This window comes from Pseudorhodobacter ferrugineus DSM 5888, from assembly GCF_000420745.1.
In the GTDB taxonomy this organism is placed as follows: domain Bacteria; phylum Pseudomonadota; class Alphaproteobacteria; order Rhodobacterales; family Rhodobacteraceae; genus Pseudorhodobacter; species Pseudorhodobacter ferrugineus.
Map to the genome: position 1 here is coordinate 1 of NZ_ATVN01000020.1, position 16,261 is coordinate 16,261.

Sequence of the window (16,261 nt, forward strand, 5' to 3'; positions counted from 1 at the left end):
GTCCGGTTTAATCCCGATGGCCCAACTGATGACGAGGCCTTTGAGACAATCGATGATAGGAGAAAGATACACCTTTCCAGCGCGGATGTGGAACTCGATGATGTCTGTCAGCCATTTCTCATTGGGCGCGGAAGCCTGGAAGTCACGGTTGATGATGTTCCCCGGCGCGGGGCTAATCTTTCCCAAGTATGAGCTGTAACGTAACCGCCCCATTGTTACCCCGGCGATTTAGCTTTGATGCGCGCCGCGAGATCGGTGTCATCCACGAAGTCATCAAGGAACTCATGCCAGGTTTTGTTGGTGATACGAGCGGCGCGGATCATGTCCGTCAGCTTTTCGATCCCGTCATCGGTCAGTGCGGTGACTGTTTCGTCGAGTCCGACGTAAACGCTGACGATGTTTCCATAGGTCAGGTTGTCGTCGTTGTAGATGATCGCTTCAAGAAGTTCGGCATCCTCGCCCAACATTTTGGCGACGTAGTCGATACTGCAGACATGTGTCACCGCAGCCATCAGGCGGCCTGTGAATGGGCAGCGGCCAGCGGCACCCAATTCCACGGCAGCAGTTCATCCAGCCGGTTGATCTTGTGATCGTGGATACGGTCGAGAATGTCAGCGAGGTAGGCCTGTGGGTCGAGGCCGTTCAGCTTGGCGGTTTCAATGATGGTCATGGCACGTGCGAGGGTTTCCGCGCCGGTATCAGCCCCTGCAAATAGCCAGTTTTTCCGTCCTATTCCAATCGGACGCAGGGCGCGCTCGGCGGGATTGTTATCGATGGCCACACGCCCATCGGTCAGGAACAGGCTGAAGGCCTCTTGCCGACTGAGGCCGTAGCGGAAGGCCTTGGCCAAGTCGTTCTTGCCTAGAATGCGCAGGAGCTGCTGTTCGGACCAGGCAAAAAAGGCCTCGACCTTTGGTCGGCTCAGCTTTTGCCGCGCCGCATAGCGGACGTCAGCGGGCTGACCGGTGATGTCGCGTTCAATATCGTAGAACTTACCGATCCGGTCGAGCGCCTCGCGGGCGATCTCGGACTTGGTCGACGCCCAAAAACCGTGGAAGTCTCGGCGCAGGTGAGCCCAACAGGCCGCTTCGCGCAATCGCTGCGTGCCATCGGGGCCAGGCTCATAGAGCTTGGCATAACCCTTGTAGCCGTCAGCCTGAAGGATGCCGCGGGCGTTGGACAGATGGCCGAGAACATGCTCTTCCTTCCAGTCTGGCGCAAAGCGATAGACAGCACCCGGTGGCGATGCCCCCGACCAAGGGCGTTGATCGCGCACATAGGCCCAGATCCGGCCTTGCCTGACCCCTTTGCCAAGTCCCTTGTCGCGTAATGACCGGTCCAGCACCCGGATCGGCGTGTCATCTGCGTGCAACAGATCGCTGGCCATGATGTCCGCCTCGATCCGTTCGATCAGCGGCGACAGGGTCTTCATGGCGCGGCCACACCAGCCCACCAGCGTGCTTTCTGGGATGTCTGCCCCCATGCGTTCGAAGATCTCGTGTTGGCGATATAACGGAAGGTGGTCGTCGAACTTCGAGACCCGTAGCCCGGCAGGCGCTGCTTGCAGCGCCGAGAGGGGGCACATGCGCCAGCAGGTTCGGCCCAGCCATACTGCCGGGGATCGGACGGCTGGGTGCTGGTTCCTGCACCATCCGCTCACAACGGCGGCAGGATTTCTTGATCCGGGCGATCTGGATCACCTTCATCTGGGCAGCAATCATGTCGAGGAGTTCGCTGACATCCTCACCCACCACGTGCAGATCGCCGCCGCAGTCAGGGCAGCAGGTGCCGGGTTCCAGTTCACGGCGTTCGCGCGGGGTCGTATTCGTAGCGATACGTGAACTTCTCCAAGATAGCCCACGTTTTCGTCCGCACCCCCGCCGGGTCAGTTCTCAGTGACAATCAACATGTTACGGCGTTTGAATGAGTGCTTATCATATTTCACGGGCTTTGTGCGGGGCTTCCGGCTGGGGATACGAGACTTTAGGCCTTTGTTGCCTTACGTTTTTCGGAACCAAATCAGTGTCATGGCCTCGATCCGCTGCCCGACAGTCGCGTTACGGTTTCGAAAATAAGGGGGCAAGAGGGCACTGCGCTGATTTGGCCCTCTCGGGCCATTGCATATGCAATGCCCCGTTTGTCATTTGGGCGCTTTTCTTGAAGCCACCTTTGGAACGTTGGCAATTTGCACTTTGCTCGGCCAGCAAAGGTTGCTCATAACGCTTTCATGATTTCGGCGTTTGATTCATGCAAGCCTCACGGGCTTACATAAGGGCTGCGAAACTTGGGCCGCACCCCTAGCGCATTCCACAGAGTCCGCCGCACATCACCAAAGGCAAACCGACGTCACCATATTGCGACGCGCGCCAACCCGTTAGTGTGGTGCGGCAGTCATCTTTATGTAAGGCCAAGGCGTTGTCAACTTTGTTGTCCGGAATGGGGGCAAGGCCGCAAAGTCAGTGTGTGCGCAACTCATGTTTGTTGGCGTGCAGATACACAAGGCCGCAAGGGTCCGGCTGAAAAGGAGGGGGCAGATTGCCCCCCATTACCAGCCAAGACCAATAGGTCGGATCAGGCCCATTCCCATGGCCGAATGTACTGCCCCAATACCTCGGTCACGGCTGCGTCACTTACTCCATCGGCCCGCGTGATTTGTGCAACCAAACCGCGCTTCTTATCCTCGACCACGGCGTCGACTTGCACAGGCAAGTTCGCTGCCGTCAGCGCTTCGTTGTAAACGCGGGTAATGGCAAGACGGCGAAGATCGGGCTTGAACACCTTACCCACCGCTGTTTTCGGCAATTCGGCCAAAATCTCGATCGTTTTCGGCACAGCGGCGCGTTCGTGGATGTGCTTGCGGGCAAATTCCATCAAGATACCGACCGTCACATCGGCATCCTTGACCAGTTCGACATAGGCGCAGGGAATTTCACCCGCGTGCAAATCCGGTTGGCCGATAGCGCCCACCATTGCCACGGCTTCATGTCCAGCAAGCGCCTCTTCAATCTCGGCGGGGTCAATATTGTGGCCACCGCGAATGATCAGATCCTTGGCGCGCCCTGTGATGTAAAGATACCCGTCCGCGTCCATCCGCCCCAGATCGCCCGTGCGCAAATACAGGCCCTCGGCAAACAGATCATGGTTCTTATCCTCTTCGGTATAGGTAGAACCGGGAAAGACGCCGGGGTTGGATACGCAAATCTCGCCGACCTGATCAATGCCGCAATCGGTTGCCTTGCCTGCCGCATCATGGTGCAGAATTCGAACATGGGTATAGGGCAAGGGAATGCCGACGGAACCGATTTTCTTGTTCCCTTGTGGTGGGTTACACGACACAAGACACGTGCATTCGGTCAATCCATAGCCTTCGATGATTGCCACCCCCGTGGCTTTTTCGAACCTTTTGTACAATTCCAACGGCAAGGGGGCCGACCCCGAAAACGCACCGCGCAAGGTGCTGACATCAGCATTCACGGGGCGCTGCATCAGGGCGGACAGGGCCGTTGGAACGGTGATCATATAGGTCACTTTCCAGCGTTCAACCAGTTTCCAAAAATTGTCGAAAACCCCGTCGCCGCGATAGCCCGCAGGCGTTGGAAACACCACATGCGCGCCGCTGCCGATCATCGACATCAAAATCGGATAAATCGCAAAGACGTGGAACATGGGCAACGGGCAAATCACCACATCGGATTTTTCGAAAATCAACTGCGACCCAAGCCAGCCATTATAGACCATCCCCGACACCTTGTGCTGCGCCACTTTGGGCATGCCTGTGGTGCCGCCGGTGTGAAAATAGGCCCCCACGCGGTCGGTCAGAACGTCTTCGAACATCAGTTTGTCAGACGGGTGCTTTGCGCATTCGGCGTTGAAACTCAAAACCGCGGCATTGTGGGACACTGGGTTTTTCGGCCGAACCAACGGCACAATCCAGCTTTTGGGCGGGCTCAAATAGCGCGTTAGGTCAATTTCCAACACGGTTTTCACAGCGGGGGCATGGCGCACCGCTTCGGCCACGCGTTGCGCCACCTCGGTTTTCGGAAAAGATTTCAGCGTAACCACGACCTTGGCCTTGGTTTCGCGCAAGATAGAGCTGATTTGATCGGCATCGAGCAAGGGATTGATCGGGTTCACAATACCCGCAACCGACGCACCAAGAACCGTAATCGCTGTTTCCGTACAATTGGGCAGCACATAGGCGACAACGTCATTCGGCCCCACGCCCAGACTGCGGAACATATTTGCGGCTTGGGTCACCTTGGCATGGTACTGCGCCCAAGTCAGGGTTTCGGCGCTGTCCGTTGGGCCAGATTGCAGCTGAAAGCTGATCGCGGGCTTGTTGGCATGGCCATCGCGCGCGCGGCTTAAATACTGATACATTGACCGCGCGACATCGCGTTCGGCCCAAGGTTTTTCCGATTCAATCGCATCACGATCCGCAACAGACGCAAAGGCCTTCATTCCTATTCCTCCCCTAAGTGCCCGCGATTTTTATCACTGGGCTTATTATTTGATCAAAGATGGGGAGTTTTTGTGGTTCTCGCAAGCAAGAGCGGGCGAAAAAACGCAACGTCATAGGCCTAAATGCAAAAGAGGCGCATGATGCGCCCCTTTTGTCGTCACGTTGGTCAGATTTACTTTTGCGGAATACGCAGCATCTGGCCAGGATAGATTTTGTCAGGGTGGCTGAGCATCGGGCGGTTCGCTTCGAAAATCTCATTGTAGCGGTTGGCATTGCCCAAGGTTTTCTTGGCAACCGCAGACAGCGTATCGCCTTTCTTGACCTCGTGGAACACAGGTGCTGCACCCGCATCCGGCACATCATCTTGCACTTCGCCAACGCCAGCGACGTTGCCAACGGCCAAGATGACCTTTTCTTTGACTTCTTGGCTTACGGCATTGCCCGACACGACAACTTTGCCATCAGCACCCACTTTGATATCCAAACCAGTGGTATCAAGGCCAAGATCTTTGACCTCTTGCTTCAGCACGTCTTCTTTCGGCGTCTCTGCGGCTTCGGCCTTACCACCGAACAGCGACTTGCCTGCGTCTTTTACAAAGCTCCAAACACCCATGAACGTCTCCCTTTACCAGTGGGGCCTGCGGCCCTTTACGCCGTGCAGTATGACGCAGGGACCGTGGCACGCAATGGCGGATTAACGATGCTTGGAGGGAAAAATCCAAAAAATTCCCCCAATGGCCCGTCTTGCACGCATTTGGCCGCGGCCTAGGCCTGCCCGTCGGTGAACTGCAAACGTGCAAGGCGCGCATAAAGGCCGTCTTGCTGAACCAGCTCGTCATGGGTGCCCGTGGCCACAATGCGGCCCGCGTCAAAGACCACAATCCGGTCGGCCTTTTTCACCGTGGCAAGGCGGTGGGCGACGACGATGGTGGTGCGGGTTTTGGACAGCTCATCCACTGCCGCCTGCACAAGCCGTTCGGATTCCGCGTCCAAGGCACTTGTCGCCTCGTCCAGCAACAGCACCGGGGCATCCCGCAAAATCGCGCGGGCAATCGCGATGCGTTGTTTTTGGCCACCCGACAGCATCACGCCGCGTTCACCGACATAGGTGTCATAGCCTTGCGGCAAGGCGGTCAGGAAGTCATGGGCGGCGGCGGCTTTTGCTGCGGCCTCAATTTCTGCATCCGTGGCCTCGGGGCGGCCAAAACGGATATTTTCGCGCGCGGTGGCGCCAAAAATCACCGGGTCTTGCGGCACAAGCGCGATCGCGCGGCGAAATTCAGAGCGCGTCATATCTTGCAGATTTACACCGTCAAAGGTGATGCGCCCCTTCTGGGGATCATAAAACCGCAGGATCAGCTGCAAAATCGTGGTTTTCCCTGCGCCAGACGGACCAACAAGGGCCACCGTTTCGCCCGGTGCCACGGTCAGATCAATACCGTCCAAGGCGCTGGTTTCTGGCCGTGCGGGGTATTGAAAATGCACAGCATCAAAGCTGATTTCGCCTTTAACAGGGCGCGGCAGGGCCACGGGGGACACAGGGTCTTTGACGCTATCGGTTGTGACCAGTAATTCGACCAAGCGTTCGGTCGCGCCTGCTGCGCGTTGCAATTCCCCCCAAATTTCGGACAAGGCGCCAACGGCACCGGCCACCATTACGGAGTAAATCAGGAACTGCACCAACTCGCCCGGGCTCATCGCCCCTGCCCGCACATCGCGCGCGCCAATCCACAACACACAGACAACGCCGGTGAAGATCAGAAAAATCACGATGACGGTCATCAAGGCCCGTGTGCCGATGCGTTTTTGCGCCGACACAAAGGACTGTTCGGTCAAATCGGCGAAGGCCGCGCGCGACGGGTCTTCGTGGGTAAAGGCTTGCACGGCCTGCACCGACAACAGCGCCTCGGATGCGTTGCCCGAGCTGGTGGCGATCAGATCTTGGTTTTCGCGGCTAAGTACCCGCAAGCGGCGCCCCAGAACAATAATCGGAATAATCACCGCCGGCACAATCAGCAGCACCAATCCGGTCAGCTTGGCCGATGTCAGCAGCAAGGCCACCATCCCGCCCAAGAAAATCAACAGGTTGCGCAGGGCAATCGACACAGACGACCCGATCACCGACAAGATCAGCGTGGTATCTGTTGTTAACCGGCTCAGGACTTCGCCGGTCATCAGGCGTTCAAAGAAGGCGGGGCTCATCCCCATCACCTTGTCAAACAAGGCTTTGCGAATATCGGCGACAACCCGTTCGCCCAGCCGTGTTACAAGATAATACCGCGCGCCGGTGCCCAGCGCCAAAAGCATGGCAATCATGAGGGCTGCAAAGAAATACTGGTCTAGCAGGCTGGCATTATCGGCGGCAAAGCCATCAACCACACGACGCACAGCAAGCGGCAAGGCAAGCGACACGCAGGCCGTCAGGATCAGCGCAAGGATCGCCCCGATCACCAGCCTGCGGTAGGGTGCCAAGAACGGCACCAAGCCGCGCAACGCGCCCATCTTTTTCGATTTTTCGCGCTCTTCCAAAATTGTCGTATTCCGCGCCATCACCAACCGCCCTTATTTGCAACGCTTCCCTTTAGGCGTTGCAGGCGCAGGTCGCAAGCATCCCATTTGCCGCGCCCCCTTTCGTAAACAGTCGTGCTGTGCCAGTTTCAGCAAAACAAAAGGGCTGCACCATGACTATTTCCACCTGCGTTTTCGATGCCTATGGCACCTTGTTTGATGTGGCAGGGGCCGCGCGCATAGCCGCCGCCGAACCGGGGCAAGAGGTGCTGGCCACCTTATGGCCGCGTCTGGCCGAGGATTGGCGGCGTAAGCAGTTGGAATACACATGGCTGCGCGCGATTACCGGCGATCATGTGGATTTCCGGCAGGTTACGGCTGACGGGCTGGATTGGGCGATGGAAGCGGCGGCGCTGTCCGACCCGGCGCTGCGGGTGCGCTTGATGGCGCTTTATGATGAATTGCCCGCCTACGCCGAGGTGCCCGCGATGCTGCATGGGTTGAAAGCGAAGGGATTTGCCACAGCAATTTTGTCGAATGGCAGCCCTGACATGCTGGCATCTGCCGTTGCCTCGGCTGGACTCGGTGCCGATCTGGATGCGGTACTGTCGGTGGAAAGCGTTGGGGTTTTTAAACCTTCAGGCCGGGTCTACGACTTGGTGGGTGGCCACTTCGGCACGCGGCCCGAGCAGGTTTTGTTCGTATCGTCAAACGGGTGGGATGTGTGCTCCGCCGCCGGTTTCGGGTTTCAAACGGCTTGGGTGAACCGCGCGGGCCTGCCGATGGACCGCTTGCCCGCACAGCCCGCCCATGTTTTGCCCGACCTGACCACCATTCCCCAAATCGCAGGTGCCCTATGACGCAGTTTTTCACCACATCTGACGGCACGCGCATTGCCTTTCGTGATGAGGGCGAGGGCACGCCGTTGTTCTGCCTGCCCGGTCTGACCCGCACGATGGGGGACTTTGACTATATGGCCCCACATCTGCCGCCGTGTCGCCTGATCCGGATGGATTATCGCGGGCGCGGGGCAAGCCAATGGACGGGGGCCGAAACCTATACCGTGCCGCAAGAGGCCAAGGATGCGTTGGAATTGCTGGATCATCTGGGGGTCGCAAAGGCGGCATTGCTGGGCACATCGCGCGGCGGGCTGATCGCGATGATGCTGGCGGCCACGGCGCCGGATCGTTTGTTGGGGATCTGTTTCAACGACATCGGCCCCGAAATTCACAAGCCGGGGTTGGAACGTATTATGGATTACGTCGGGCGCAACCCGCGCGTCAAAACGCATGAGGCGCTGGCCGATGCCTTACCTGCCAATATGCCCGGCTTTGCCAATGTGACCCACAGCCGCTGGCTCGAGGAAGCGCGCCTGCACTATACTGCCACGCCGGAGGGTTTGAAAATCACCTATGACCCTGCCTTGCGCGACAGTTTTCTGGCCGCGTTCAAGGGCCCTGAGGTTGACCTGTGGCCGCTGTTTGACGCCTGCCCCGACATTCCCTTGGCGCTGATCCGTGGGGCAAATTCGGACCTGCTCACCCAAACTTGCGCGGATGAAATGCGCCGCCGCCGTCCCGCCATGGCCTTCGGCAATGTGCCCGACCGTGCGCATATTCCGTTTCTGGATGAGCCCGAAGCGGTTGCGGTTTTGCGCGACTTCTTGGCAGCCGCAATGGCGCAGGCAACCGCCTAGGACGCGGATTTGAGGGCCTATACAGGGCGTAAAATCATCATCTAAAGATTGACTGTTTTATCTGTAAAGGTCAGCAATACGGCGACATTGCAAAGAAAGCTGGAACACATGCCAGACATTACCGATATCGAAGCCGCCGCCCTTCGCCTGAAGGGACATGCGCGCCGCACACCACTGCTGTCCTCGCCCTTTCTGGATGAAATTGCCGGGCGGCGGGTGTTTGTGAAAGCCGAATGCTTGCAACACACAGGGTCGTTTAAATTTCGGGGTGCGTGGTCGGCGCTGTCTGCCTTGGCGCCCGGTTTGCGCGCCAAAGGGGTGATTGCTTTTTCGTCGGGCAACCATGCCCAAGGTGTCGCCCTTGCAGCCAAGTTGCACGATGCGCCAGCCGTGATCATCATGCCAATGGATGCACCTCGGATCAAAATCGAAAACACCCGCGCTCTTGGGGCCGAAGTGGTGCTGTATGACCGCGAGACCGAAGACCGTGACGCGATTGGCGACCGCCTTTCAACCGAGCGCGGGCTGACCCTGATTAAGCCGTTCGACGACGAAATGGTGATCGCAGGCCAGGGCACCACCGGGCTTGAGATTGCCGAACAAGCGGCTGAGCTGGGAATAACCAAGGCCGATGTCGTGGTGTGTTGCGGGGGCGGCGGGCTGACCTCGGGGATAGCTTTGGCGCTTGCTGCGCGCAGCACCGGTTTGCGTGCGCGCCCTGCCGAACCCGTTGGCTTTGACGATGTAACCCGCAGCCTTGCCACTGGCACACGCCAGAAAAACGCCACCATGTCCGGATCGCTGTGTGACGCGATTGTCACCCCCACACCAGGCGAGATTACGCTTCCCATCATGCAGCGGATGTGTGGCCCCGGCATCGTTGTGACGGATGATGAGGCGCTGCGGGCTATGGCGCTGGCATGGTTGCGGCTGAAAATCGTGTTGGAACCGGGCGGCGCTGTGGCTTTGGCGGCGGCGCTGTTCCATGGGGAACAGATCACCACACCGGATGTGATATGTGTTGCATCAGGGGGAAATGTCGATCCCGATATCTTTGCCCGCGCTTTGGCTAGATTGGCCGACTAATATCTTTTTACGCAGGGTTGGGGCATTGCCCAACCCGACATGACGATTTTTTGACAGATAAAATTTGTTTTCAACAATCCTTTTTAACGCCGGCTTGTCGCAATTTTCGCGACGAGCTGGCCCTTTAATTTGGAAACCTCCGATAACGTCGCCAACGCTTTCCCTTTTGCAACCGGCAAACCTCATCCTGATTTTGGTTGCGGCTTTCGGTTACAGCGCGGCGACTATCCGCATGAAGATGGGATCATCCGCGCTAACGGGCCTTGCCGTGTTGGGTATGGCCATCGGGCTTGCCGCAGCCGTTTTCGGGGAAATGCCGGTGTTGCGCGGAACCAATTTGGGGCCTGTCTATATTGCCATTATCGGGGTCGAGTCCCTGATCGTCATGCTTTACGCGTGGTATATCGGCGAGGCGATGACACTGCGCCAAATCGGCGGCGCGGGTTTGGTTGTGGTCGGGCTTATGATGGTCAATCACTAAAGACTGGTTGCAAAACAGGGTTGCAGCGCGCGCGCCATTGCCGGACAACAGCGCTTGAAGTTGCCAATGGACCCCCGTGATGCACGTGCCGATGTCTTATGCCCAATGCGGCGATCACCAGATTGCCTATCGTGACCAAGGGGCACAGACAGGCCCCGCAGTTGTGTTTGCGCATGCGATGGGGCTAGACCACAGCGTTTGGGATGCCATCATCCCCTATCTGCCGCAAACCCTGCGGATCATCCGCTATGATTTGCGCGGGCATGGCGCATCCGCAACCCCGCCTGCGCCCTATTCGATGGGCGCCTTGGTGCGCGATGCCGAGGGTCTGCTGGACAATCTGAATATCCGCGACTGTGTGTTTGTCGGCAGTTCCATCGGCGGGATGGTGGCCCAAGGGCTTGCCGTCAAACGTTTGGACCAAATCCGCGCGCTGGTGATCGCCAATAGCGTGACCAAAATGGGCACCAAGGACACATGGGCACGGCTGATTGAGGCAACAAAAGCCGATGGGATCGAGGCGCGCCACGAGGCTGATCTGGCGCAAACCTTCTCCCGTGATTTTCGCGAAACTGCAGCGATTGCGCCTTGGGCCACGCTCCTTCGCACACAGCGGTTAGAGGGTTTTTTGGGCTGTGCCGCCGCCATTGCGGGCACCGATTTTTACACCACCACGGCCAGTTTGCACCTGCCCGCCTTGATAATCGCCAGCAGCCATGACGCGGTAACCCCTGCCGATATGGTCCGCGAATTGGCTGAACTTATCCCATCTGCCCGCTTCCATTTGATCCGTAAGGCAGGGCACTTGCCCATGATCGAACAACCCGCAGAGTTTGCAAGCGCGCTGACATCCTTTCTTGGGTCCATAGGGCATGGTTGATTGTGGTTGACCCTTGGCTCCAATCCGGCAAACGTGCCCTTCGCACTGGATACAGGAACGCCCCCGATGCAGACCATCCTTCTGATCCACGGCTCGTGCCACGGGGCATGGTGCTGGCGCGATACATTGCCCCACCTGCCGGACACCCGCGCCATCGACTTGCCAGGCCATGGCCAAGACAGCACCCCCATCGACCAGATCACCCTTGATCTATATGTCGAGGCAATTCTTGATGCGATCACGGTGCCTACGGTTTTGGTCGGGCATTCCATGGCGGGCTATCCGATAACCGCCGCCGCCTTACGCGCGCCCGAAAAGATCGCACGGCTGGTCTACGTTTGCGCCTATGTGCCGCAGTCGGGGCAAAGCCTTGCCGATATGCGCCGCGCAGGGCCAAGCCAACCCTTGCTGGAGGCGATTGAAACCAGCGCAGACCGTAAATCGTTTTCGTTCCGCCCCGAAATGGTTGCCGACAAACTGTATCACGATTGCCTGCCCGAGGTGGTGCGTTACGCTCAGGCACATCTTGGGCCGCAGGCCATTTTGCCGCAAAGCACGCCGCTTTTCTTTGATACCGTGACGGTTCCAAAGCGCTATATCCTGTGCCGCGATGACCGCGCGATCCCGCCCGACTATCAGGCCACAATGTCCCAAGGTTGGGATGACGTCAGACACCTCAACAGCAGCCATTCGCCGTTTTTCTCAACCCCCCAAGCGCTTGCAAAGGCCATTTTGTGACACCCACACCCCGCCTCGCGCTCAGCTTTATTCTGATGACCGTCACGCTCGATGCCATCGGCATTGGCCTGATTTTCCCTGTGATGCCTGATTTGATTGAAGACGTAACTGGCGGCACTCTGGCAACTGCGGCTTTGTGGGGCGGCCTGTTGACCACGTCCTTTGCTGTGATGCAGTTTATCTTTGGCCCCGTGATCGGGTCGCTGTCGGATTGGTATGGCCGCCGCCCTGTCCTGCTCGTCTCGCTCGGGGTTATGGCATTCGCCTATCTGTGCATGGCCTTGGCCCCCAGCATTTGGCTTTTGGTGCTCGCCCGCGTATTGGCGGGTATTGCAGCCGCGACCCATTCCACCGCCACGGCATTTATCGCCGATATCACACCAGCCCAAGACAGAGGCCGCCGCTTTGGCCTGATTGGGGCCTGCTTTGGCATAGGGTTTGTGCTGGGACCATTGATCGGCGGCTTGGTCGCAACCCTTGATACCCGCGCACCGTTTTATGCCGCCGGTGCAATGGCCCTTGCCAATCTGATCCTCGGGCTGATCGTCCTGCCCGAAACTGTGACCGACCGGACCCGCCGCCCCTTCACATGGGCGCGTGGCAACCCAATCGGGGCGTTACGTGCCGTCAGCAAACTGCCCGGCCTGAAACGCCCCCTGATCACCTTTCTGATCGTCGCCCTTGCGATGAATGTCTATCCCGCGATCTGGGCGTTCTTTGGTAAGGCCCGCTTTGACTGGGACACCGAAACCATCGGCTATTCGCTGGCGCTTTACGGGCTCAGCTACGGGATCGGTCAAGCCTTCCTTGTGGGACCACTCATCAAACGGTTTGGCGAACACCGCGCCGCCCATATTGGCATGTGGATTGACGTTATCACGCTCACCGCACTCGGGCTTGTCACCTCTGGCGCGATTGCTCTGTTGTTAACCCCGATCACCGCCCTTGGTGGTGTGGTCACACCAGCGCTCCAAGCCATCCTGTCGCGCGATACGCCCGACAATGCCCAAGGCGAATTGCAAGGCGTGCTGTCCTCCCTGAACGCCATTGCAATGATCGTGGCGCCCTTGGTGATGACGTCCACCTTTGCCGCCTTCACAGCACCTGACGCCCCCATCTTCGCCCCTGGAGCGCCGTTCCTGCTCGCCGCCCTCCTTATGGTCGCAGCCATCGCTCTTCATGTCGCGAAACCGCTGGAAACCCATAAAAACAGCGCCTAGGCTTCATCTTGGACCAAATACCTCACGGGGGTCCGGGGGCGTGAAGCCCCCGGCACGTGCTACAATCGGAAAGCCCACCAATGCGCCTGCAATCGCTCGAAATCTTTACCGTCGCCCCCCCAGCCCCCGGATGGGGCGGCCGCTATTGGATATTCACCAAGCTGACCACCGCTTGCGGCATCACAGGCATTGGCGAATGTTATGCCTCGACCGTGGGCCCCAAGGCGATGCACGCGGTTATCGAAGATGTCTTTGCCCGCCACATGGAAGGCGAAAACCCTGAAAACATCGAGCTGATGTTTCGCCGCGCCTATTCCTCGGGATTCACCCAGCGCCCTGACCCCACCGTGATCGGCGCGTTTTCAGGGCTGGAAATGGCCTGTTGGGATATTGTCGGCAAAGCACGCAACAGGCCGGTCTGGGCGATGTTGGGTGGCAAAATGAATGCCCGTATTCGGTCCTACACCTATCTTTACCCCGAACCGGGCAAGGAAAGCGCCGATTTCTGGGTGTCCCCCGATGCCGCAGCCGAGGCGGCGATCCGCTTTGTCGACCTTGGGTTCACAGCCGTGAAATTCGACCCCGCAGGCCCCTATACCATTCGCGGCGGGCACCATCCGGCAATGTCCGACATCACCCGCTCGGTTGCGTTTTGCAAAGCCATCCGCGAGGCCGTGGGCGACCGCGCCGACCTTTTGTTCGGCACCCACGGCCAATTCACCACCCCGGGCGCCATCCGGTTAGGGCAGGCTTTGGAACCCTATTCCCCCCTTTGGTACGAGGAACCGATCCCGCCGGACAACCTTTTGGAATTCGCCGAGGTCGCCAAACATGTCCGCATCCCGCTGGCCACGGGCGAACGGATGACGACCAAAGCCGAGTTTGGCGCGCTGTTGCGGCATGGCGGGGTCAAGATCCTGCAACCCGCTTTGGGGCGCGTCGGCGGAATTTGGGAGGCCAAGAAAATCGCGGCCATGGCCGAAGTTTTCAACGCCGAAATGGCCCCGCATCTTTATGCAGGCCCCGTGGAATGGGCGGCGAATATCCATCTTGCCACGTCCATCCCGAACCTGCTGATCGCAGAAACCATTGAAACAGGTGGCAGTTTTCACCTAGCCCTGATCAAGAATTCGATCAAATGGGAACGCGGCTACATCATCCCGCCCGAAGGTCCCGGCCTTGGGATTGACTTCGACGAAGACCTTGCCCGCGCCCATCCCTACACCGGCACCCGCCTGCATCTGGAGATGCAAGAAGCGCCGTGTGACTATTCCAACGGCAACCGCTTTGAAGGCGGCGCGCCAAGCAGTACCTAACTTTCCATTCCTGCGCGCACAGGCTAGTCTGAACCTCGTTCAATGAGGTTCAGACTATGCCCGACACTGCCAAAAAGCCCAGCAAAGCCGATCTGCGACGCGAAGATCTGCGCGCCCGCCTGATTGATATTGCCGAGACGCGGATACGGGACGAGGGCCTGCCTGCGATCAAAGCCCGCGAATTGGCACGTGAAGCGGATTGTGCCGTTGGTGCGATCTATAACGTGTTCCCTGACCTGAATGGTTTGATTATGGCGGTGAATGGCCGCACGTTTCAGTCTTTGGGCAAAGTGGTTGCGGCCTCGGTCGCGGCGGCCCCACAGAACGCGCCGCAGGCTGAATTGATCACCATGTCGCATGCCTATTTGCGATTCGCTGCCGAAAATACGAACCTGTGGCGCGCCCTGTTTGACCTTGAAATGTCGACAGAAATGGATGTTCCGCAGTGGTATCTGGCCGAATTGGGCAAGCTGTTTGCCCTGATCGCGGCCCCATTGGCGCGGGTTTTTCCCAACTATACGCGGCATGAATTGGAATTGATGACCCGTGCTTTGTTCTCATCCGTGCATGGAATCGTTCTTTTGGGCCTGCAAAAGCGAATTTCGGGTGTTCCGCTGGACAAAATCGAAGACATGATCGCGATTTTGCTGTCGAACGTAACGTCACAAGCATAATTCCTGAACATCGTTCAAAATTAATATTGAACAGCGTTCAGATATCGGTACGTTCAATTCATGAACAAGGTTCAACATGAACCACATGAAAAGGAGCGACTGATGTTTGGAACCCTACGCACCCTGATCCTTGGCGCCAATGCCCGCGCCGAAGAAACCATCCGCGACACTTACGCAATCGAACTTATCGACCAGAAAATCCGCGAGGCCGATGAAGGCTTGCGCGCGGCCAAGGGTACTTTGGCAAGTTTAATTCAACGTCAACGCAGCGAAGAGCGGCTGCTGGCGACGCTGGATCAGCGCATCGCGGACATGACCCGCCGTGCCACCGAAGCCTTGGAACAAGGCCGCGAAGACCTTGCCACCCCAGCCGCCGATGCGCTGGCCCAGATGGAAAACGAACGTGTTTTGCGGGTCGAAACCGTGCTGCGGCTGGAGACGAAAACCGTGCGCCTGCGCCAATCGGTTGAAGCAGGGCACCGCAGGATTATCGATTTGAAACAAGGCGCTACGACTGCCCGCGCCATTCGCCGCGAACAAGCCTTGATCAAGAAACTGCCCAATGGCGAGGCGTCTGCGATTGAAGAGGCCGAGGCGCTGATTACCCGTGTCACCAATGCCGACGACCCGTTCGAGAGGTCGGATATTCTGCGCGGCATCAACCGTGAATTGTCGCATGACGGGCTGGCCGACCGGATGGCCGATGCAGGGTTTGGCCCGTCCACCCGCGTCACCGCTGCCGATGTTCTGGCCCGCCTGAAAGCCAAAGCCTGACCCAAAACGACCGTACAGTTTGCGTATGTCATCCGTATGCCATGCGTACATACATCCTGAAATCCGCCTGACCTGATCGGGCACATCAAATACCCACATAAAGGAACTTTATCATGTCTGCACAAAAATCCGATACATCTGCCATCATGTTCTTTAACGGCGTTGGCGTGGCCATTGCCTACGGCATGCTTGCCCTGTCGATCTGGTTGGCCCCTGTGGATCTGTCGACCAAAGGCTATTGGGGTCTTGGGATCCTGCTTTTGACGCTGTCTTTGGTGAACTTTGTCAAATACCGCTTTGACACGAAAATCGCCGAGGACCGTTTGGCGCGGTTGGAAGATGCCAAGAACGAAAAGCTGATGGCGGAGTATATTGGGGAAAAGTGAGCGTTTGGCTTTTGGCCAGATTTGAGATGCGAAAAGGCCC

15 protein-coding genes and 2 pseudogenes are annotated in these 16,261 nt (G+C 58.1%); 11 read left to right on the top strand and 6 right to left on the bottom strand.

Annotation, left to right across the window (positions count from 1 at the left end):
* The 6 genes and pseudogenes from G560_RS0115350 to G560_RS0115375 form a co-directional block, all read right to left on the bottom strand.
* A pseudogene (locus tag G560_RS0115350) lies at window positions 1-207 on the bottom strand (IS3 family transposase); the annotation flags it as partial.
* Between the two features lie 8 nt (window positions 208-215).
* Window positions 216-512 carry a hypothetical protein gene (locus G560_RS0115355; RefSeq protein WP_022705187.1) on the bottom strand — a complete coding sequence of 99 codons (297 nt, stop codon included), beginning with the start codon at window positions 510-512 and terminating at the stop codon, window positions 216-218.
* Window positions 512-1,829: pseudogene (tnpC, locus tag G560_RS20045) on the bottom strand (IS66 family transposase); the annotation flags it as partial. The gene G560_RS0115355 and the pseudogene tnpC, both read right to left, overlap by 1 nt.
* A gap of 742 nt (window positions 1,830-2,571) precedes the next feature.
* Window positions 2,572-4,461 (bottom strand): acyl-CoA synthetase, encoded by a 1,890-nt coding sequence (locus G560_RS0115365; RefSeq protein WP_022705188.1) that lies wholly within the window; start codon window positions 4,459-4,461, stop codon window positions 2,572-2,574.
* Between the two features lie 173 nt (window positions 4,462-4,634).
* The gene (gene lysM, locus G560_RS0115370) at window positions 4,635-5,075 is read right to left on the bottom strand and encodes a peptidoglycan-binding protein LysM (RefSeq protein WP_022705189.1); all 441 of its coding nucleotides are present in this window, start codon (window positions 5,073-5,075) and stop codon (window positions 4,635-4,637) included.
* Between the two features lie 152 nt (window positions 5,076-5,227).
* Window positions 5,228-7,012, bottom strand: coding sequence for an ABC transporter transmembrane domain-containing protein (locus G560_RS0115375; protein ID WP_022705190.1), 1,785 nt, complete (start codon window positions 7,010-7,012; stop codon window positions 5,228-5,230).
* A 131-nt stretch (window positions 7,013-7,143) separates the two neighbouring features.
* On the opposite strand from G560_RS0115375, the gene G560_RS0115385 reads away from it, so the two are divergent.
* The 11 genes from G560_RS0115385 to G560_RS0115435 all read left to right on the top strand — a co-directional run bounded on the left by G560_RS0115385 (window position 7,144) and on the right by G560_RS0115435 (window position 16,221).
* A complete protein-coding gene (locus tag G560_RS0115385) occupies window positions 7,144-7,830 on the top strand; it encodes a haloacid dehalogenase type II (protein ID WP_022705192.1) in 687 nt (228 codons plus the stop codon).
* Window positions 7,827-8,666, top strand: coding sequence for an alpha/beta fold hydrolase (locus G560_RS0115390; protein ID WP_022705193.1), 840 nt, complete (start codon window positions 7,827-7,829; stop codon window positions 8,664-8,666). The genes G560_RS0115385 and G560_RS0115390 overlap by 4 nt, the downstream gene beginning before the upstream one ends.
* Before the next feature lie 108 nt (window positions 8,667-8,774).
* Window positions 8,775-9,752, top strand: coding sequence for a threonine ammonia-lyase (locus tag G560_RS0115395; protein ID WP_022705194.1), 978 nt, complete (start codon window positions 8,775-8,777; stop codon window positions 9,750-9,752).
* A gap of 166 nt (window positions 9,753-9,918) precedes the next feature.
* Complete coding sequence (locus G560_RS0115400) at window positions 9,919-10,233, top strand: hypothetical protein (RefSeq protein WP_028914160.1); 315 nt, start codon at window positions 9,919-9,921, stop codon at window positions 10,231-10,233.
* 91 nt (window positions 10,234-10,324) lie between these two features.
* Complete coding sequence (locus tag G560_RS0115405; protein ID WP_028914161.1) at window positions 10,325-11,113, top strand: alpha/beta fold hydrolase; 789 nt, start codon at window positions 10,325-10,327, stop codon at window positions 11,111-11,113.
* 66 nt (window positions 11,114-11,179) lie between these two features.
* Window positions 11,180-11,851, top strand: a complete 672-nt coding sequence (locus tag G560_RS0115410; protein WP_022705197.1) for an alpha/beta fold hydrolase — start codon at window positions 11,180-11,182, stop codon at window positions 11,849-11,851.
* Window positions 11,848-13,071 (top strand): TCR/Tet family MFS transporter, encoded by a 1,224-nt coding sequence (locus tag G560_RS0115415; RefSeq protein ID WP_022705198.1) that lies wholly within the window; start codon window positions 11,848-11,850, stop codon window positions 13,069-13,071. The genes G560_RS0115410 and G560_RS0115415 overlap by 4 nt, the downstream gene beginning before the upstream one ends.
* An 80-nt stretch (window positions 13,072-13,151) precedes the next feature.
* On the top strand, window positions 13,152-14,387 hold the full coding sequence (locus G560_RS0115420) for a mandelate racemase/muconate lactonizing enzyme family protein (RefSeq protein WP_022705199.1): 1,236 nt from the start codon (window positions 13,152-13,154) through the stop codon (window positions 14,385-14,387).
* 56 nt (window positions 14,388-14,443) lie between these two features.
* Window positions 14,444-15,061: a TetR/AcrR family transcriptional regulator gene (locus tag G560_RS0115425; RefSeq protein ID WP_022705200.1), complete on the top strand. Its 618-nt coding sequence runs from the start codon at window positions 14,444-14,446 to the stop codon at window positions 15,059-15,061.
* A 102-nt stretch (window positions 15,062-15,163) separates the two neighbouring features.
* Window positions 15,164-15,835 carry a PspA/IM30 family protein gene (locus tag G560_RS0115430; protein ID WP_022705201.1) on the top strand — a complete coding sequence of 224 codons (672 nt, stop codon included), beginning with the start codon at window positions 15,164-15,166 and terminating at the stop codon, window positions 15,833-15,835.
* A gap of 113 nt (window positions 15,836-15,948) precedes the next feature.
* Window positions 15,949-16,221 carry a hypothetical protein gene (locus tag G560_RS0115435; protein ID WP_022705202.1) on the top strand — a complete coding sequence of 91 codons (273 nt, stop codon included), beginning with the start codon at window positions 15,949-15,951 and terminating at the stop codon, window positions 16,219-16,221.
* The last annotated feature ends 40 nt before the right edge of the window (window positions 16,222-16,261 follow it).